This window comes from Providencia sp. NPDC089933, from assembly GCF_049545585.1.
GTDB lineage: Bacteria > Pseudomonadota > Gammaproteobacteria > Enterobacterales > Enterobacteriaceae > Providencia > Providencia huashanensis.
The window spans coordinates 138,284-154,888 of record NZ_JBMWDT010000008.1; the positions used below are offsets into that span (position 1 = coordinate 138,284).

General features: G+C 40.7%; 14 protein-coding genes. 3 read left to right on the forward strand and 11 right to left on the reverse strand.

The features are described 5' to 3' along the window. Positions 1 to 89 precede the first annotated feature (89 nt). From nuoF to ACPEH5_RS13005, 6 genes are all read right to left on the reverse strand, one after another. Positions 90 to 1,448 carry an NADH-quinone oxidoreductase subunit NuoF gene (gene nuoF / locus ACPEH5_RS12980; RefSeq protein WP_042844442.1) on the reverse strand — a complete coding sequence of 453 codons (1,359 nt, stop codon included), beginning with the start codon at positions 1,446 to 1,448 and terminating at the stop codon, positions 90 to 92. Further along, positions 1,445 to 1,984 carry an NADH-quinone oxidoreductase subunit NuoE gene (gene nuoE / locus ACPEH5_RS12985; RefSeq protein ID WP_042844444.1) on the reverse strand — a complete coding sequence of 180 codons (540 nt, stop codon included), beginning with the start codon at positions 1,982 to 1,984 and terminating at the stop codon, positions 1,445 to 1,447. The genes nuoF and nuoE overlap by 4 nt, the downstream gene beginning before the upstream one ends. 2 nt (positions 1,985 to 1,986) lie before the next feature. Continuing rightward, positions 1,987 to 3,789 (reverse strand): NADH-quinone oxidoreductase subunit C/D, encoded by a 1,803-nt coding sequence (gene nuoC, locus ACPEH5_RS12990; RefSeq protein ID WP_423727041.1) that lies wholly within the window; start codon positions 3,787 to 3,789, stop codon positions 1,987 to 1,989. Between the two features lie 74 nt (positions 3,790 to 3,863). Next, a complete protein-coding gene (locus tag ACPEH5_RS12995) occupies positions 3,864 to 4,538 on the reverse strand; it encodes a NuoB/complex I 20 kDa subunit family protein (protein ID WP_004912254.1) in 675 nt (224 codons plus the stop codon). A gap of 18 nt (positions 4,539 to 4,556) precedes the next feature. After that, entirely contained in the window at positions 4,557 to 5,000 is a 444-nt protein-coding gene (locus ACPEH5_RS13000; RefSeq protein ID WP_004259806.1) for an NADH-quinone oxidoreductase subunit A, read from the reverse strand. A gap of 1,110 nt (positions 5,001 to 6,110) precedes the next feature. Beyond that, a complete protein-coding gene (locus ACPEH5_RS13005) occupies positions 6,111 to 7,034 on the reverse strand; it encodes a LysR family transcriptional regulator (RefSeq protein ID WP_042844447.1) in 924 nt (307 codons plus the stop codon). Positions 7,035 to 7,841: 807 nt separating this feature from the next. On the opposite strand from ACPEH5_RS13005, the gene ACPEH5_RS13010 reads away from it, so the two are divergent. Continuing rightward, positions 7,842 to 9,056, forward strand: a complete 1,215-nt coding sequence (locus ACPEH5_RS13010) for a pyridoxal phosphate-dependent aminotransferase (RefSeq protein ID WP_042844448.1) — start codon at positions 7,842 to 7,844, stop codon at positions 9,054 to 9,056. 401 nt (positions 9,057 to 9,457) lie between these two features. Continuing rightward, a complete protein-coding gene (gene yfbR, locus ACPEH5_RS13015) occupies positions 9,458 to 10,039 on the forward strand; it encodes a 5'-deoxynucleotidase (protein WP_042844450.1) in 582 nt (193 codons plus the stop codon). Positions 10,040 to 10,134: 95 nt separating this feature from the next. Here the strand turns inward: yfbR and ACPEH5_RS13020 are convergent, their stop codons facing one another. The 5 genes from ACPEH5_RS13020 to yfbV all read right to left on the reverse strand — a co-directional run bounded on the left by ACPEH5_RS13020 (position 10,135) and on the right by yfbV (position 14,750). Next, positions 10,135 to 10,554, reverse strand: coding sequence for a hypothetical protein (locus ACPEH5_RS13020; protein WP_048607514.1), 420 nt, complete (start codon positions 10,552 to 10,554; stop codon positions 10,135 to 10,137). A gap of 155 nt (positions 10,555 to 10,709) precedes the next feature. Beyond that, a complete protein-coding gene (locus ACPEH5_RS13025; RefSeq protein ID WP_048607515.1) occupies positions 10,710 to 12,539 on the reverse strand; it encodes an SLC13 family permease in 1,830 nt (609 codons plus the stop codon). Positions 12,540 to 12,627: 88 nt separating this feature from the next. Further along, the gene (locus ACPEH5_RS13030; RefSeq protein ID WP_042844454.1) at positions 12,628 to 13,302 is read right to left on the reverse strand and encodes a sugar phosphatase; all 675 of its coding nucleotides are present in this window, start codon (positions 13,300 to 13,302) and stop codon (positions 12,628 to 12,630) included. Between the two features lie 358 nt (positions 13,303 to 13,660). Continuing rightward, positions 13,661 to 14,155, reverse strand: a complete 495-nt coding sequence (locus tag ACPEH5_RS13035; protein ID WP_042845353.1) for a YfbU family protein — start codon at positions 14,153 to 14,155, stop codon at positions 13,661 to 13,663. Between the two features lie 139 nt (positions 14,156 to 14,294). Continuing rightward, a complete protein-coding gene (yfbV, locus tag ACPEH5_RS13040; RefSeq protein WP_042844455.1) occupies positions 14,295 to 14,750 on the reverse strand; it encodes a terminus macrodomain insulation protein YfbV in 456 nt (151 codons plus the stop codon). A 595-nt stretch (positions 14,751 to 15,345) separates the two neighbouring features. On the opposite strand from yfbV, the gene ackA reads away from it, so the two are divergent. Beyond that, a complete protein-coding gene (ackA, locus tag ACPEH5_RS13045) occupies positions 15,346 to 16,548 on the forward strand; it encodes an acetate kinase (RefSeq protein WP_042844458.1) in 1,203 nt (400 codons plus the stop codon). Positions 16,549 to 16,605: the final 57 nt, after the last annotated feature.

Here is a 16,605-nt window from a genome sequence, read left to right on the forward strand (position 1 = left end):
GCTTCCCAAAGGCCCGCATAAAGCAGGCGTTAATCAAAAATACGTTCTTCGTGAAAAATCTCTTTAGCGGTTGCTCAATCGCTAAATAATTACCAACGCTGCTTGAGCAGGTTTGGTTGGATACCCGCAATCTGCACGATGTTACGCAGATCTTTTTGCGAGATACCCGCTTCAAATTCATCACGGAAATATTTGATGGCACTTTGCAGCGGTTCGACTGCTCCCGGTGCGTGAGCACAGAATGTTTTACCCGGACCTAAGAAACGGCAAAGTTGCTCTAATGTTTCGATGTCACCCGGTTGGCCTTCGCCTTTTTCCAGTGCTTGTAAAATTTTCACGCTCCACGGCAATCCATCACGACATGGCGTACACCAACCACAGGATTCACGTGCAAAGAAGGTTTCTAAGTTACGAACTAACGAAACCATGTTGATTTCATGATCAACCGCCATTGCTAATGCAGTACCAAGACGGCTACCGGCTTTGGCAATATTTTCAAAATCCATTGGTAAGTCGAGGTGGTCATTGGTCAGGAAGTCTGTCCCTGCCCCACCCGGCTGCCATGCTTTAAGTTTTAAACCATCACGCATACCACCTGCGTAATCTTCTAATACTTCACGTGCCGTTGTACCAAATGGTAATTCCCATAGACCCGGATTTTTCACACGCCCAGAGAAGCCCATTAATTTAGTGCCCGCGTCTTTACTCTTACCTGCGCTTAAATCGATGTACCACTGGTCACCATGCTCTAAAATAGCCGGCACGTTACAGATAGTTTCAACGTTATTTACGCAAGTTGGTTTACCCCAAGCACCTGATGTTGCAGGGAATGGTGGTTTAGAACGCGGGTTAGCACGACGACCTTCTAAAGAGTTAATCAGTGCAGTTTCTTCACCGCAGATATAACGCCCAGCACCGGTGTGCACAAATAGCTCGAAATCAAACCCCGAACCGAGGATATTTTTTCCTAACAGGCCCGCAGCTTTCGCTTCTTCGATGGCACGGCGCAAGTGTTGAGCTGCCTCAACATACTCACCACGTAGGAAGATATAACCACGATAAGCTTTTAGTGCATATGCTCCCGTGATCATCCCTTCAACTAACAAATGAGGCAGTTGCTCCATCAATAAGCGGTCTTTGTAGGTGCCCGGTTCCATTTCATCCGCATTACATAAGAAATAACGCAGTTTCATGTTTTCGTCTTTTGGCATCAGGCTCCATTTCAGGCCTGTTGAGAACCCCGCACCACCACGCCCTTTCAGGCCAGCGTCTTTGACAAGGTTAACAACTTCATCCGGTGCCATGCCTTTGAGCGCACGCTCAAGACCTTTGTATCCGTTTTTACTGCGGTACTCATCTAACCAAACAGGCTGATTGTCATCACGCAAACGCCATGTTAGGGGATGAGTTTCAGCAGTACGGATCACTGGATTAACAGAATTTGTCATGGATACTGCTCCAGTAATTTTTGAATATTTTCAGGCTGCACATAACTGTGAGTATCTTCATCGATCATCATCGTCGGACCCTTATCACAGTTACCCAAGCAACAGGTTGGCAGCAATGTAAAGCGACCATCGGCTGTTGTTTGGCCAGGGCGAATATTCAGCTGTTTAATGATTTCAGCTTCTAAACCCTGATAACCAGTAATATGGCAAACAACACTGTCGCAATAGCGAATAATGTGGCGTCCAACAGGTTGACGGAAGATTTGGCTATAGAATGTTGCCACACCTTCAACATCACTAGCGGGGATACCTAAGACGTCAGCGATAGCATAGATCGCACCGTCCTCAACCCAGCCACGGTTTTTTTGCACAATTTTCAGTGCCTCGATAGATGCTGCTCGCGCATCTTCATAGTGATGTTTCTCACCTTCTATTTCTGCACGCTCTTCGTCAGTTAAAACAAAGCCATGATGAGCTTGAGGTTCGAATACATTCACCACATCGAGTTGATTGTGTTTATCATGTTCATTATGCATGGTTAGCGATCCACATCCGACATTACAAAATCGATACTACCCAGATAGACGATTAAGTCTGAAACTAAACTACCGCGAATAACCGCAGGGATTTGCTGCAAGTGAGCATAGCTTGGCGTACGAATACGTGTACGGTAGCTCATCGTGCTGCCATCACTGGTCAGGTAGTAGCTGTTGATCCCCTTCGTGGCTTCAACCATCTGGAATGATTCATTCGCAGGCATCACTGGCCCCCAAGACACTTGCAAGAAGTGGTTAATCAGGGTTTCAATGTGCTGTAACGTACGCTCTTTTGGTGGCGGCGTCGTCAATGGATGGTCGGCTTTGAATGGGCCTTCTGGCATATTCTTGTAGCATTGCTCAAGAATACGGATACTCTGGCGCATCTCTTCAACTTTGATCATCACACGGTCATAGCAGTCACCGTTGTGAGCGATAGGAATATCGAATTCAAAGTTTTCATAACCTGAATATGGACGCCATTTACGCACGTCAAAATCAACGCCTGTAGCACGTAAACCCGCACCTGTCACACCCCATGCCAATGCCTCTTCTTTGTTGTACATTGCTGTACCAATAGAACGGCCTTTTAAGATGGAGTTTTTCAGTGCAGACGTGACATAAGACTCTAAACGTTTCGGCAGCCAATCAAGTAACTCACGCAGCAACTTTTCCCAACCGCGCGGTAAGTCGTGTGCAACACCACCAATACGGAACCAAGCTGGATGCATACGGAACCCAGTGATAGCTTCAATCACGTTGTACACTTTTTGACGGTCAGTAAACGCAAAGAATACAGGTGTCATTGCGCCGACGTCTTGAATATAAGTACTGATGTATAGCAAGTGGCTATTAATACGGAATAATTCAGACAGCATGACGCGAATGGTCTTTACGCGGTCAGGCACTTCAATGCCAGCCAATTTTTCAACGGCTAACACGTATGGCATTTCATTCACACACCCACCGAGGTACTCAATACGGTCAGTGTAAGGAATGTAACTGTGCCATGACTGGCGCTCGCCCATTTTCTCAGCACCACGGTGGTGGTAACCGATATCAGGCACACAGTCGATAATTTCTTCACCATCAAGTTGCAGTACAATACGGAATGCACCGTGTGATGATGGGTGGTTTGGCCCTAAGTTCAGGAACATGAAATCTTCATTTTCATTTCCACGTGCCATGCCCCACTCTTCTGGTTTGAAAGTTAAAGCTTCCATTTCCAGATCTTGTTTCTGTTTAGTCAGAACAAAGGGGTCGAACTCAGTTGCACGCGCAGGATAATCCTTACGCAGTGGGTGACCTTCCCAGCTTGGCGACATCAGTAAGCGACGTAAATTTGGGTGACCTTGGAAGGTGATCCCAAACATATCCCACACTTCACGTTCATGCCAATTTGCATTTGGGAACAGCGAAACCATAGAAGGTACGTTGAGGTCTTTCTCATTAAGAGCGACTTTCAACATAATATCGCGGTTACGGTCAATAGAAATAATGTGATAGAAAACACTAAAGTCTGCTTCAGGCAGGCCTTGACGGTGGATTCTTTGGCGTTCATCTACCCCGTGTAAGTCAAATAGTATGACATACGGTTTTGGTAGTTTCTTTAGAAAATCTACAACTTCCAGTAATTGTTCACGACGAACCCAAACCACTGGCATACCAGTGCGGGTTGCTTGAACAGAAAAGGCATCCGGCCCAAATTGATTGCGCAGTTCCAGAAGCACAGGGTCATTTAAATGTTCCTGTGTCTGCCATCCTGGCTGGGTACTACTCGCTTGCGCTATCTGATCTGTCATCATTCTTCACCATAACGCTTGATCAGGTTTATTATTTCGCAACAACATTGCTCTGTTACGCTGTATGGCTTTAAGCCTTAAATTTCGTCTGGTGTACGCAGGTTCGTCACTGCAATACGTTCACCGTGCTTTCTTTCTCTTTCTGATTGCATGTTGGCACGGTAAACCCCTTGGTCACCAACGACCCAAGACAGCGGACGACGCTCTTTACCGATAGATTCTTGCAACAGAAGCAGAGCCTGCATATAGGCTTCTGGGCGCGGTGGGCAACCTGGGATATACACATCTACAGGGATAAATTTATCGACGCCTTGTACAACAGAATAAATGTCATACATACCACCAGAGTTAGCACATGAACCCATGGAAATAACCCATTTTGGTTCAAGCATTTGGTCATACAGACGTTGAATAACAGGCGCCATTTTAGTGAAACATGTGCCTGCAACGACCATGAAGTCGGCTTGGCGAGGAGAAGCACGTAGTACTTCCGCACCAAAGCGGGCTACGTCATGAACAGCCGTGAACGAAGTCACCATTTCTACATAGCAACATGAAAGGCCAAAGTTATAGGGCCATAGAGAGTTTTTGCGCCCCCAGTTAACAACATCGTGAAGTGCATGAGAAAGTTTCCCCATGTACACACTGTTTTCAACTTGCTGCTCCAGTGGATCAGTTACGATCTCCTGAGTTTGCAGTGGGTAACGGTCGTTCTCACCGTTCGGATCTATGCGGGTGAGCGTATAATCCATTGTATAATGCCTCGCTTTTTACTGCGGATGACGATTGCTGATTTTAATAACTTCACTAGGATGCTTTACTTTTCCGCGAGAACGGACTGGTGTCCAATCCAATGCTCCAACGCGAACTAAATAAAACAATCCCGCCAACAATACCAAAATAAAGATAGCGGCTTCGATAAAGCCTACCCAGCCAGCTTCGCGGATGGCGACTGACCATGCAAATAGGAACATGGCTTCAACATCGAAGATAACGAAGAACATGGCGACTAAGTAAAACTTAGCTGACATACGAAGACGTGCACTACCGACCGAATCAATACCTGATTCGTAAGGGACATGTTTTGTTCTGGCTTTGGCGCGGCTACCCAAGAAGTGACCTGCGACCAGCATGAAAGCACACAGACCGATAGTGCCGATAAGGAATATCGCAAACGCCCAGTTATGGGCTAACGCTAGGATTGATGTAGACATACTCGTTGCTTACTCATTACTTATGGTGCGTAAACTGCTCTTTTTTACAACACGGCAGTATTGCACCACAATTGCCCAGTTAATCGAGAAGAAAGACCAAACATTGATCACCAACTAAAAGATCACCAAACTTAAATCAGTCTGTTGACCGCGTTTGGTTTGTCCTCTCTCATTACAATTTACTTTACCCAAATTAGGTAAAATAACCCGTATTTGTTACAAAAACCTCACAGACTAAAAACACTAAAATAACAAAAAGTACTCATAATCTGCTAAAACGTGTCAGTGTAATGATACACAAGTAAAGACGCAAACTAGTTTAACTGATTATTCGTTTTTACTACACCATTATCTCAGGAAAAACCTGTCTTAACAGATGAAAAATTGCTCTTTTTATTTGATCTAACGCACAGTTTTATTGAAAAAGTACTCAATTTGTTTACATCACATTCAATTTAACTTTAAGAAGCCTTAACGCATTTTTATTGTTTAATTTAAGTAACTAACTGACATACCAGCGCTATTTTACCAATTCTGCTAAAAAAAATTGTTAATAACATAACAAATCATTAACTAACTAATGAAATTCAGGTTATGCCAGCTACATCACAATTATTTCATGCTCTTCAATATTTAACCATACTTATTAAGTGGTTAATTGATTTTTTTATAAGCTAAAATCGGAAATAAAATGATAAATTTGAACTTGATAACGATAAAAAGCATTTTGACTATTTAAACACTGACTCAATAGGATTACTTGATACCGTTTCCCAATATTGAACATTAAACACGGTAACGTGAAATAATCGTTTCAGTCAGTAAGCATTATTTTGTTTGTGCTCAGCAGCAACAAGTCACAAATAGGATTATCTTGCCACTTTTTATCACGTTGTAATTTGATTGTGTAAGTTGTGCTCTTTCCACCTGATGCGCCGTTAAAATAATATCTGTCTATAAGCAGTAACGCATTGATCACAAACAAGTGAATCACTTGTAAGTTAATAAAATGATATAAAAAACGGTACTTCCAAGCAGGTTGGAAGTACCGTCGAAACAAATAAATAAATTATATATTATGATTAAGCTAAATTAGACGAAACGATTAACTTAATTCTCCCCATCATTGCTATCAGCCAATTCACTCGCTGACGATGCAACATAAGGTATTTTTTTGTTTTCGATGGCACTAAACACCGTTAAAACAAAATCTTTCTGTTCATCTGCATTTTTATACAACCAATACTGAATATCAGGTAAACGAGGTAACCCATCTGATTCATTTAAAATACGTAAATCCGCATTTTGCATTTCCATTGGTCTAGCAGTTACCCCAACCTCTGCATTCACAGCAGCACGAACAGCTGGTAAAGAAGCAGCCTCATAGGCTACATGCCATGGCAACCCTGCTTCATCTAACGCATTAGTACACAGTTTACGATAAGGGTTAGTTTCATCCATAACAACTAACGGTATTGGCTCATTAGGGCGCAATTGGAAATCAGGAGCACTGTGCCATAACACAGGTACTGTCCTTAATGCCGTCTTAGGATGATGACTAATCCTTGTTGTCGTTAATGCTAAATCCACTTCGTGATTATCTAACATTGACTCAATAAATTGCGCTCGCTTGATGCGAACTTCAACAGCAACTCGTGGGTATACTGATGCTATCCGGTTAAGTAAAAATGGCAGCAAAATATCAACAGTGTCGTCTGATGCTCCGATACGAAGTTCACCTTCTGCATCGTTATAAGTCAATGATGCAGTTGCATCATCATTTGCACGAAGAATTTGCCTCGCGTAACCGAGTAATTGCAATCCATGTGCTGTAAGCAGTTTATTCCGCCCATGACGAGCGAAAAGCTCACGACCGACTAATTGCTCTAAACGTTGCATCTGCTGGCTTACCGCAGACTGCGTTCTACACACCGCAGCCGCTGCGGCTGCAAATGTATTTAGATCAGCGACAGCAACGAAAGTTCGTAGCAAATCAAGATCTAAGTTCATAATGGGACGATTGGAATTTATCATCGTTCATTCTCTTATATAATATTATGTAACCTGGTGTTTCTGCTCTCCTCCATGAGAATCAGCGAGTTTTGTGCGACTACTAAGTGAGTGCATTTCTAATCCATAGATCTGCAATAACTTCTCTTCTACTTTTCTTTATTTTACCTATTTAACACAAATATAGCGCTTATTAGCGACAAAATAGCTGAGATAAATAGAATACTTCCAAAAAATCAAAAATGTATTTAAAAAAAGGAATATACTTCTTAAAAGCTAATTAAAATCCCTTCGTTTAGTACACCTAAATAGTAACATATTTAATGTAATCACAATTATTTTAATGTAAGCACATTATAAAAATCATTTCACTATTTTTTAATGTCATTAAAAATCAATAAATTACAATAAAATGAAGCACTTTAAGTTAAAAAAAACCAGCCGAAACAATCAATATTACTAACAAAACCCCACTAAAAATTACAAAAAAAGGCCGTTATAGCGTATAAATTATGACAGTATTCATGATTCCATTATCAATATTACATTTCGATACAATTTTTCTTTTAAGAGCTAGGATTTCCTCATTTTTACCATTTCTATACTAAAACCCTAAAGATTATCGAAATTAAACTCCAACTTAAAACATACAATTAGACTGTAAGGCTAACTTAATGAATATATTCAGAGCCCAAGTATTACATTTATGCTCAAATCAACCTTTTACACCAAAGATTACCTAGCATCTTCAAAAGCTTCTGACAGAAGAGTACAGTAAGGTAATAATGCCGGTCCCTACCAAAGTAACCCCGTTAGGGTAATGAGAGAACAATGAATAATCTAACCAAATCTAATAAACTCGATAATGTATGCTATGACATTCGCGGGCCTGTGTTAAAAGAAGCTAAGCGCTTAGAAGAAGAAGGGAACAAAGTTCTCAAACTGAATATTGGTAACCCGGCACCATTTGGCTTTGAAGCGCCTGATGAAATTCTCGTTGATGTTCTACGCAATTTGCCTAGTTCACAAGGTTACTGTGATTCAAAAGGGCTCTATTCTGCCCGTAAAGCTATCGTTCAACATTACCAAGCTCGCGGTATTCATGAAATGACCGTTGAAGATGTCTATATTGGTAATGGGGTATCAGAACTCATTGTGCAAGCAATGCAAGCGTTACTTAATAATGGGGATGAAATGCTTGTCCCTGCACCTGACTACCCTCTGTGGACCGCCGCCGTCTCCCTATCTGGTGGGAAAGCCGTTCATTATATGTGTGATGAACAACAAGGGTGGATGCCAGATATCGAAGATATCCGCAAAAAAATTACACCAAGAACCCGTGGTATCGTTGTTATCAACCCCAATAACCCAACAGGTGCTGTATATAGCAAAGACCTGTTGATGGAAATCGTCGAAATTGCTCGACAACATAATCTCATCATTTATGCGGACGAGATTTACGATAAAATTCTATATGATGGTGCAGTCCACCATTCAATCGCAGCATTAGCACCGGATTTATTAACCATCACGTTTAATGGTTTATCAAAAACCTACCGCGTTGCTGGTTTCCGTCAAGGTTGGATGGTACTAAATGGTCCTAAAAAGCATGCTAAAGGCTATATTGAAGGGTTAGAAATGTTAGCCTCAATGCGTTTATGTGCCAACGTCCCTATGCAACATGCCATTCAAACGGCTCTCGGTGGCTATCAAAGCATTAGCGAATTTATTCAGCCAGGTGGTCGCCTATATGAACAGCGCGAACGCGCTTGGGAACTGATTAACCAAATTCCAGGGGTTTCTTGTGTTAAACCTCAGGGGGCGCTGTATATGTTCCCAAAAATTGATATTAAACGCTTTAATATTCATGACGACCAAAAAATGATCTTAGACTTGTTATTACAAGAAAAAGTGCTATTAGTTCAAGGCACTGCATTTAACTGGCCTGAACCTGATCATTTTAGAATTGTCACGCTACCCTATGCAGATGATTTAGAAATGGCGATTAATAAATTTGGCCGTTTCTTAGAAGGTTATCGCCAGTAATATGGTATTTTAGTTATTCCAAAAATAAAGCCTCCTATTTGGAGGCTTGTTAAATTTTACATTTCATCATCTTTTATTGACTGTATTATTTTGATTATCAAATAATAGAAATAAAATAGATTGCCACAAGGAAAAACCCCAATAATATAAATGGAAAGTATTTCATATTGCCCCTTTATTTCTTATTTAAAAGTCCATTATATTTTTTTAATATTATAATTCAATATAATTAATATATTAATTAAAAAGTTCCAAAATAGATATTCGGATTGCGATTGATAATTGAATGTTATTTATTTTATATTTTAGAAATAACTAATTAAAAAAACAATAAACTGATATCACTTTACTTCTATTTTCGATATAATTTCTATGGCCTACAAACAATATGAAGAGGAATTATGAGCTACTTTTTTGCCCATCTCGCTAGAATGAAACTGATCCACCGCTGGCCACTTATGCGCAATGTACGTACTGAAAATGTCTCTGAGCATAGTTTACAGGTTGCTATGGTCGCTCACGCACTTGCCATCATTAAAAACCGTAAGTTTGCAGGTAATGTAAACGCAGAGAAAATCGCACTACTTGCCATGTACCATGATGCCAGTGAAGTCATTACCGGTGACCTCCCTACTCCTATCAAGTATCATAATCAACAAATAGCCCATGAATATAAAAAAATAGAGAAATTTGCGCAACAAAAGCTTATCGACATGCTACCTGAAGAATTACAAGACGACTTTAAAGAATTAATTATTGAAGATTTACAATCGGAAGAAGAGCATTTTATCGTAAAACAAGCAGATACATTATGTGCCTATTTAAAATGTCTAGAAGAGCTGTCCGCAGGGAATAGTGAGTTTAAATTAGCCAAAAGGCGTCTAGAGAAAATGTTAGCGGAACGAAATAGCCCAGAGATGGAATATTTTATGAAAACCTTCGTACCCAGTTTTACTTTATCTTTAGATGAAATCAGCAATTAATATATAAGTAGTAGTATTTTATATCTACTTATATATCTGTTGATTTACCAATCTAATAATAGCAAATTAGATTCGAGTTTATTCTATAAAAAAGGTTATTCAACCTTCACTAGCTTTTTATTGCAACCTATCATAGTAGAAAATGCAATATAAAATGTTTTTTTATCCCCATTAATACCTAGTATTACATATTCAGAGTCATCAATAGAGATAGTACAACGTAAAGGCTCTTTAGTTTTATATACTTCCCCTTTCTTCGTCACAAATTTTATTGACCAAAAATCATATGAATCTATTTTATTTCGTTCAAATAATATGGTAAATACTTTTTTTAGCTCAGATTTATCTGGAATATCATATAGTTTTATTGACGTAGCAAGTTTTTTAGTCACATCAAAATAACCTGCAACGAAGTGAGTTAGTTCAACATGTGACAATGTCTCCCCCCAATAATTTTCAAAGTCACAATAACCATAATTGAATTTATCATCTCCCCATGATTCATTTTGACTCATTTTATTCACCTATAATTGAAATGTATTGAATTACAGAGAATATCAACAAAAAAATTTCTTTTAAAATATATTAAATATTAAAAATATCATTAATTTTAATAGCAAAAAGCTCTAATATAGATTAGAGCTTTTTGCTAAAATTAATTTCTATGAGCTTAAAAAGGAAATAGTATCGGAATAACTGCCACACTAATTAACATAACAATAATAGTAAATGGCACTCCCATTTTCAAAAAGTCAGCAAATTTATATCCGCCGGGGCCAAGAACTAATGTATTAACAGGAGATGAAACTGGCGTCATAAAGGCAGCTGAAGCCGCAATCCCAATCACCATAGCAAATGGCAACGGTGAAACTTCCATTTGACGTGCGGCAGCAATCGCAATAGGGGCCATTAACACCGCAGTTGCAGTATTTGAGATAAACAAACCAATAGTAGCGCATAAGATAAAGAGACATAACAGCATCACATGAGGGCCTAACCCCCCTGCAACTTTCATCAACGCGTCAACCGCAAGGGCAATCCCCCCTGTTTCCTGTAAAGCTATAGCAAACGGCATCATCCCTACGATTAAAATAATACTTGGCCAATGGATAGACTTATAAGCACTTTCCATATCAATACAACGGAATTTACCCATTAACAAACACGCAATCAGCGCAGCGATAAAGTTTGGAATTTCATTAGTCACCATCATTGCCACCATTAGGGCTAGGCAAAATAGCGCATGGGGAGCTTGTGATGACGCTGGCGCAACTGCTTCTACTTCCGCAGCAAGGTTTAATACAATAAAATTACGTGGTTTAGTGGATAAAATACGGATTAACTTCCAATCACCAATTACCAGCAAGATATCGCCAAGTCTTAGTGGTTCATCAACCAACTTTCCATCCAATGCTTTACCATCACGACGGATCCCGACGACGTTAAGCCCATAACGAGTACGAAATTTAATGTCCCTTAACGTTTTACCAAGCAGTTCTGAATCAGGGTTCATGGAAACTTCAGCCATTCCCACATCGCGGGATTGGTCAGAAAAGTAATCACCACGTAAAATCATTGGTTCGAGTAATTGCTCACTGCAAAACTGCCGCAACTCATCATCACTGACCGAAATATCAACCAATAAAACATCACGTTCGCGCAGTTCCGTCCCCCCTGTCGCACTGACCATAACACGACGGAATTTACGCCAGCGCTCAATGCCCACTACGTTTGCTTCATAGCGAGAACGTAGGTGTAATTCATCAAGGGTATGGCCTATTAATGGCGAGCCTTTGCGAATAGCGAGGCGGCGTGCTCTACCAGTCAATTTATAATCACGAATTAAATCACGAAAACTACGCTGATAGCGTTCAGGGAGTTTGTCTGGCTCGTTGCTTCCTAACCAGCGACGTGTAACCCACATATAGGCTATACCCGCCAATAAAATCAGAATACCGATAGGTGTAATTGAGAAAAACTTAAAGCCTTCAATCCCCTCACGAACCAATTCACTGTTAACAACCATATTCGGAGGCGTTGCAACCAATGTCATCATGCCGCTCATTAGCCCTGCAAAACCAAGTGGCATCATCAGACGGCTTGGGGAAGTTTTCATCCGGGCAGAAACACTGAGAACGACTGGAATGAAGATAGCAACCACCCCTGTTGAACTCATAAATGCACCCAGCCCCGCAACGGTGAGCATTAAAAAAACCAGCATCTTGCTTTCGCTGCTTCCTGCTACGCGAACAAGCCAATCCCCCATTTGATATGCGATGCCAGTTCGGACAAGACCGTCACCTATAACGAATAAAGCCGCAATCAATAGTACGTTAGGGTCAGCAAACCCTGCCGTTGCTTGCTCAAGTGTTAAAGTATCACTCAGAACAAAAGCGACAATCACTAATAGCGCAACCACATCCATACGGATTTTATTTGTGGTAAATAAAACTATCGCGATCAACAGTAAGGTTAATACCCACAGCAATTCTCCGTTCAAAATATCCCCTTTCGACGAAAAAATACATTGCTAAAGTTTTTCTTTAGTTAACCATGTTTTACGGAGAATTTCTTTGATTAGATCATCATTAATCCGAATTAGACACTAAAAGTTCATAATCCCCATTATTGTCGGGGCCCATAACTGAAATTTGTGCCAATGAATTGATGATTACATTAATTTCATCACGACGGGCCATTTCTTCTGGCGCATGGACTGCAACGACTTGGCAGCCAGCACTAAGTGCAGAATGAATGCCTGCCGTAGCATCTTCGAAAGCAATACAGGATTTTGGCGATAAAGAAAGTACATTTGCACCTAATAAAAATGGCTCTGGATCTGGCTTACCTTTAGTTACCTTTTCAAAGGTTACCCAGTGTTTTGGTTCCGGTAGACCCGCTGCTTGCTGACGACCATGAGCGATTGGCACTGTTCCTGAAGTCACGATTGCCCAAGGTGCACCTATTTCATTTAAACGCGTTAATAGCGCTACAGCCCCCGGCAAGGCAACCACCCCTTCCATATCTTCACTTTCCATTTTCTCTAACCAGCGGAAATAATCCATGACCTCTTCTTCAGTCGCATCGGGTAAAAAATGACGTAAACTGGTTAATGCTGGCTTCCCATGAATATAGCTAATAATTTCCTCAGCACTTTTACCGATACGCTCACCAAACTTACACCAACAACGCTCAACCACTGCGAGCGAATCTGCTAATGTGCCATCTAAATCAAATAGAAACCCTTTTGCCTTTAATTTCACGTCTACCCCTTTCTTGTTCTTGAATCGATTCTATCTCTTAGTTAACGCTAAATAGACGCCAATGCGCAACCTCAATAACAAAAATAATCAAGATTTGCGTTAATGACTTAGATTTGAGTGCACTGGAGAGTTAAAACAGAAAAGAAATGTTAATTTAAGTTTGAGTTTGAGTTTGAGTTTGAGTTTGAGTTTGAAATTTTTATACTTATTAATTTCATTTGCTCTAAATTATTCGCCTTGACGCCAAGTAGAAGTATGACGAACAAATTTACTCTAAGAAGTTTGTGCTGTAGCTAAGCGACCAGAGACGAGTAGCCGAACGCAGTCAACAACGCTACAGCGCAAAATACGACGAGCACTAAGCATTGAAGATCTGGGAAATCTCTACCGCTGAAAGATGATACTGGCGTGGACAAGCATGCCAAATCGCTAACATCCGTACATATTTATCCCACATTGGCGTTTGTGAGTTAAACCCATGCGTCCCGCTGTCGAAGTGGGTATAACGCCCTTCTGTATTTACCATAAAGCGGACGTAGCTCAAATAACGTGCTTCTGTTGCGGCATCAAAGCCCAAAAACTGCACACGGCGGCCATCAATCTCTTCCTTGTTAGCCATGTTGCTATAAGAAACTTGCAGTGCATGGTACATTTCCATGATATCAATAACAGTACGGCAGGTATCTTCACTTAAATGGCCGAAGTCTCTGTCTAACTCACGCATTTGTAACCCATAACCACGTTCAATAATGGTTTGTAGACGACGATAACGTTCTGCATTATCAGGGTCAAGCATGGTCATCATTTTATATTGATTCGATAAGATCAAGCGTTGTGCGTTAGTCATTTCCATCATGGTTCTCCCACTAAAAAGTATGGCTTATCTTCGCATTCAACATTAATCATAGACAGTGAAAACACAACTTTTATTGATCTAAACACCCTTTTTACATTACTTATTGTTAAATCTACCTTTTAATAGAAATTATCTCTTAAATATCTTCCATAAAGGAACGATCTAATTGGTTAAATGCGCGCTTTAGCAAGTCAGCTAACGCCATATAATCAGGTTGCTGCTCAATCGGTGCCATGGCAATTCCTGCTTCAGTAAATTTATCACGGATCTCATGAAACCAGCTCAGCAAGCTAGATGGTAGAGGCGTCGCAGCACGTTTACCTAACCACCATAGGCCTTGCATTGGCAAACTACAGGCAAAAAGAGCCGTAGCAATGGCGGGTCCCAATTGCCCACCTAACGCGATTTGCCATGCTAATGTAAAAATTGCAATGGGCGGCATAAAACGAATACCAAAGCGAACTGCTTTGTTGATACGAATTTCGGGGAAAATTGGCGACAGTTTTTTCTCCATAGGAAAGGTCTTCAGATAGCGGTTACCTAATCTAAAGCGTTTAAAAAAACCGGGCGGTGTACTTTGTAATGTACTCATGAAACGTTTCCTATCGACTTCTGAAAAACTGAGGCAATAATTTGTAGATTGCACCATGGTAAAATGATAGCACATTTAAGATAACGAAATTATTTCATTACATTTACCTTAAGTTAAGTCACTTTACTAAATATCAGCTATTCTAATAGCAATGTAACCCTGTGCTATAACACCACTTTATACGTCACTTATGATTTTAATCAATCAAAGTCTCTATTTTTAAAAAAAACGTATAAAATATAAAATAATTTTAGTAGAATCTGCCACATTTAGAATTGCTGTTGCATTTGTTACTTTGTAACTTTATCCATCTTCGAAACTGAAGATAGACAACAGTTATATATATTGGGGTTTTTGGTCGTTATTTCAACACTAGGTGCAGAGGTTTACTTTTATATGCCTTTGCAAAAAAGGATAGCGCCTGCTTTATCAACCCCTAAAGGTCTCACGATCTTTAACTTTTTCGCCTTTAACATGATATCAATCATGATGTTTCAGGTCATAAATACGCTAGGCTCTAGCAATATATTTTTAATCTGAGTCTTTTCATGTTTTTCAAAAGGCTTCACAACAACAATTAACGATAGGTATTTCCATGTCAAGTAAGCTGGTACTGGTTTTAAACTGCGGTAGCTCCTCACTGAAATTCGCCATCATCGATCCGACTAATGGAGATGAATTTTTATCCGGTTTAGCGGAGTGCTTCAACCTCCCTGAAGCTCGTATTAAGTGGAAAATGGACGGTGCTAAAAAGGAAGCTCCTTTAGGTGCTGGTGCGGCGCATAGCGAAGCATTGGATTTCATTGTTAACACCATTCTTGCTGAAAAACCAGAGTTGTCAGAGCAGATCACTTCTATCGGTCACCGTATTGTTCACGGCGGTGAAAAATTCACGTCTTCGGTTTTAATTACTGATGACGTTATTGCCGGTATTGAAGCGGCTATCCCATTCGCACCACTGCACAACCCTGCTCACCTTATTGGTATTGAAGAAGCAAGAAAATCATTCCCGCACTTGGTCAATAAAAATGTTGCTGTCTTTGACACCGCATTCCACCAGACCATGCCGCAAGAATCCTATCTGTATGCATTGCCATACGAACTCTATTCAGAGCATAGTATCCGCCGTTATGGCGCGCACGGTACAAGCCATTACTATGTTTCCCGTGAAGCTGCAAAAAAACTGAATAAGCCTGTTGATGAGCTCAATGTTATCACTTGCCACTTAGGCAACGGTGGTTCTGTGACTGCGATTGTTAACGGTAAATGTGTTGATACCTCCATGGGCTTAACGCCATTAGAAGGTCTGGTAATGGGAACACGTAGTGGTGATATCGACCCTGCAATCATTTTCCATTTACATGATTCTTTAGGTATGAGCGTTGAACAAATCAATAAAATGCTGACTAAAGAATCAGGTTTACTTGGCTTAACAGGCGTGACCAGCGACTGCCGTTATGTTGAAGACAACTATGGCACTCAAGAAGACGCAACTCGCGCAATGGATGTTTTCTGCCATCGTTTAGCGAAATACGTGGGTGCATATAGTGCACTGATGGAAGGCCGCCTTGATGCTATCATCTTCACAGGTGGTATTGGTGAAAACTCAGCACAAGTTCGTGAAATCACCTTGAAGAAACTGGCAATCCTTGGTTTCGAATATGACCACGAACGCAACTTAGCGGCACGCTTCGGTAAAGAAGGTTTAATCACTACCGATCAAAGCCGCCCAGCGCTGGTTATCGCAACCAATGAAGAATTGGTTATTGCCCAAGATACTGCGCGTTTAACCGCATAAGCAACTTCTACCGCCAGCAACCTGCTGGCGGTATCGTTTTGTCATTAGAGTAACCGA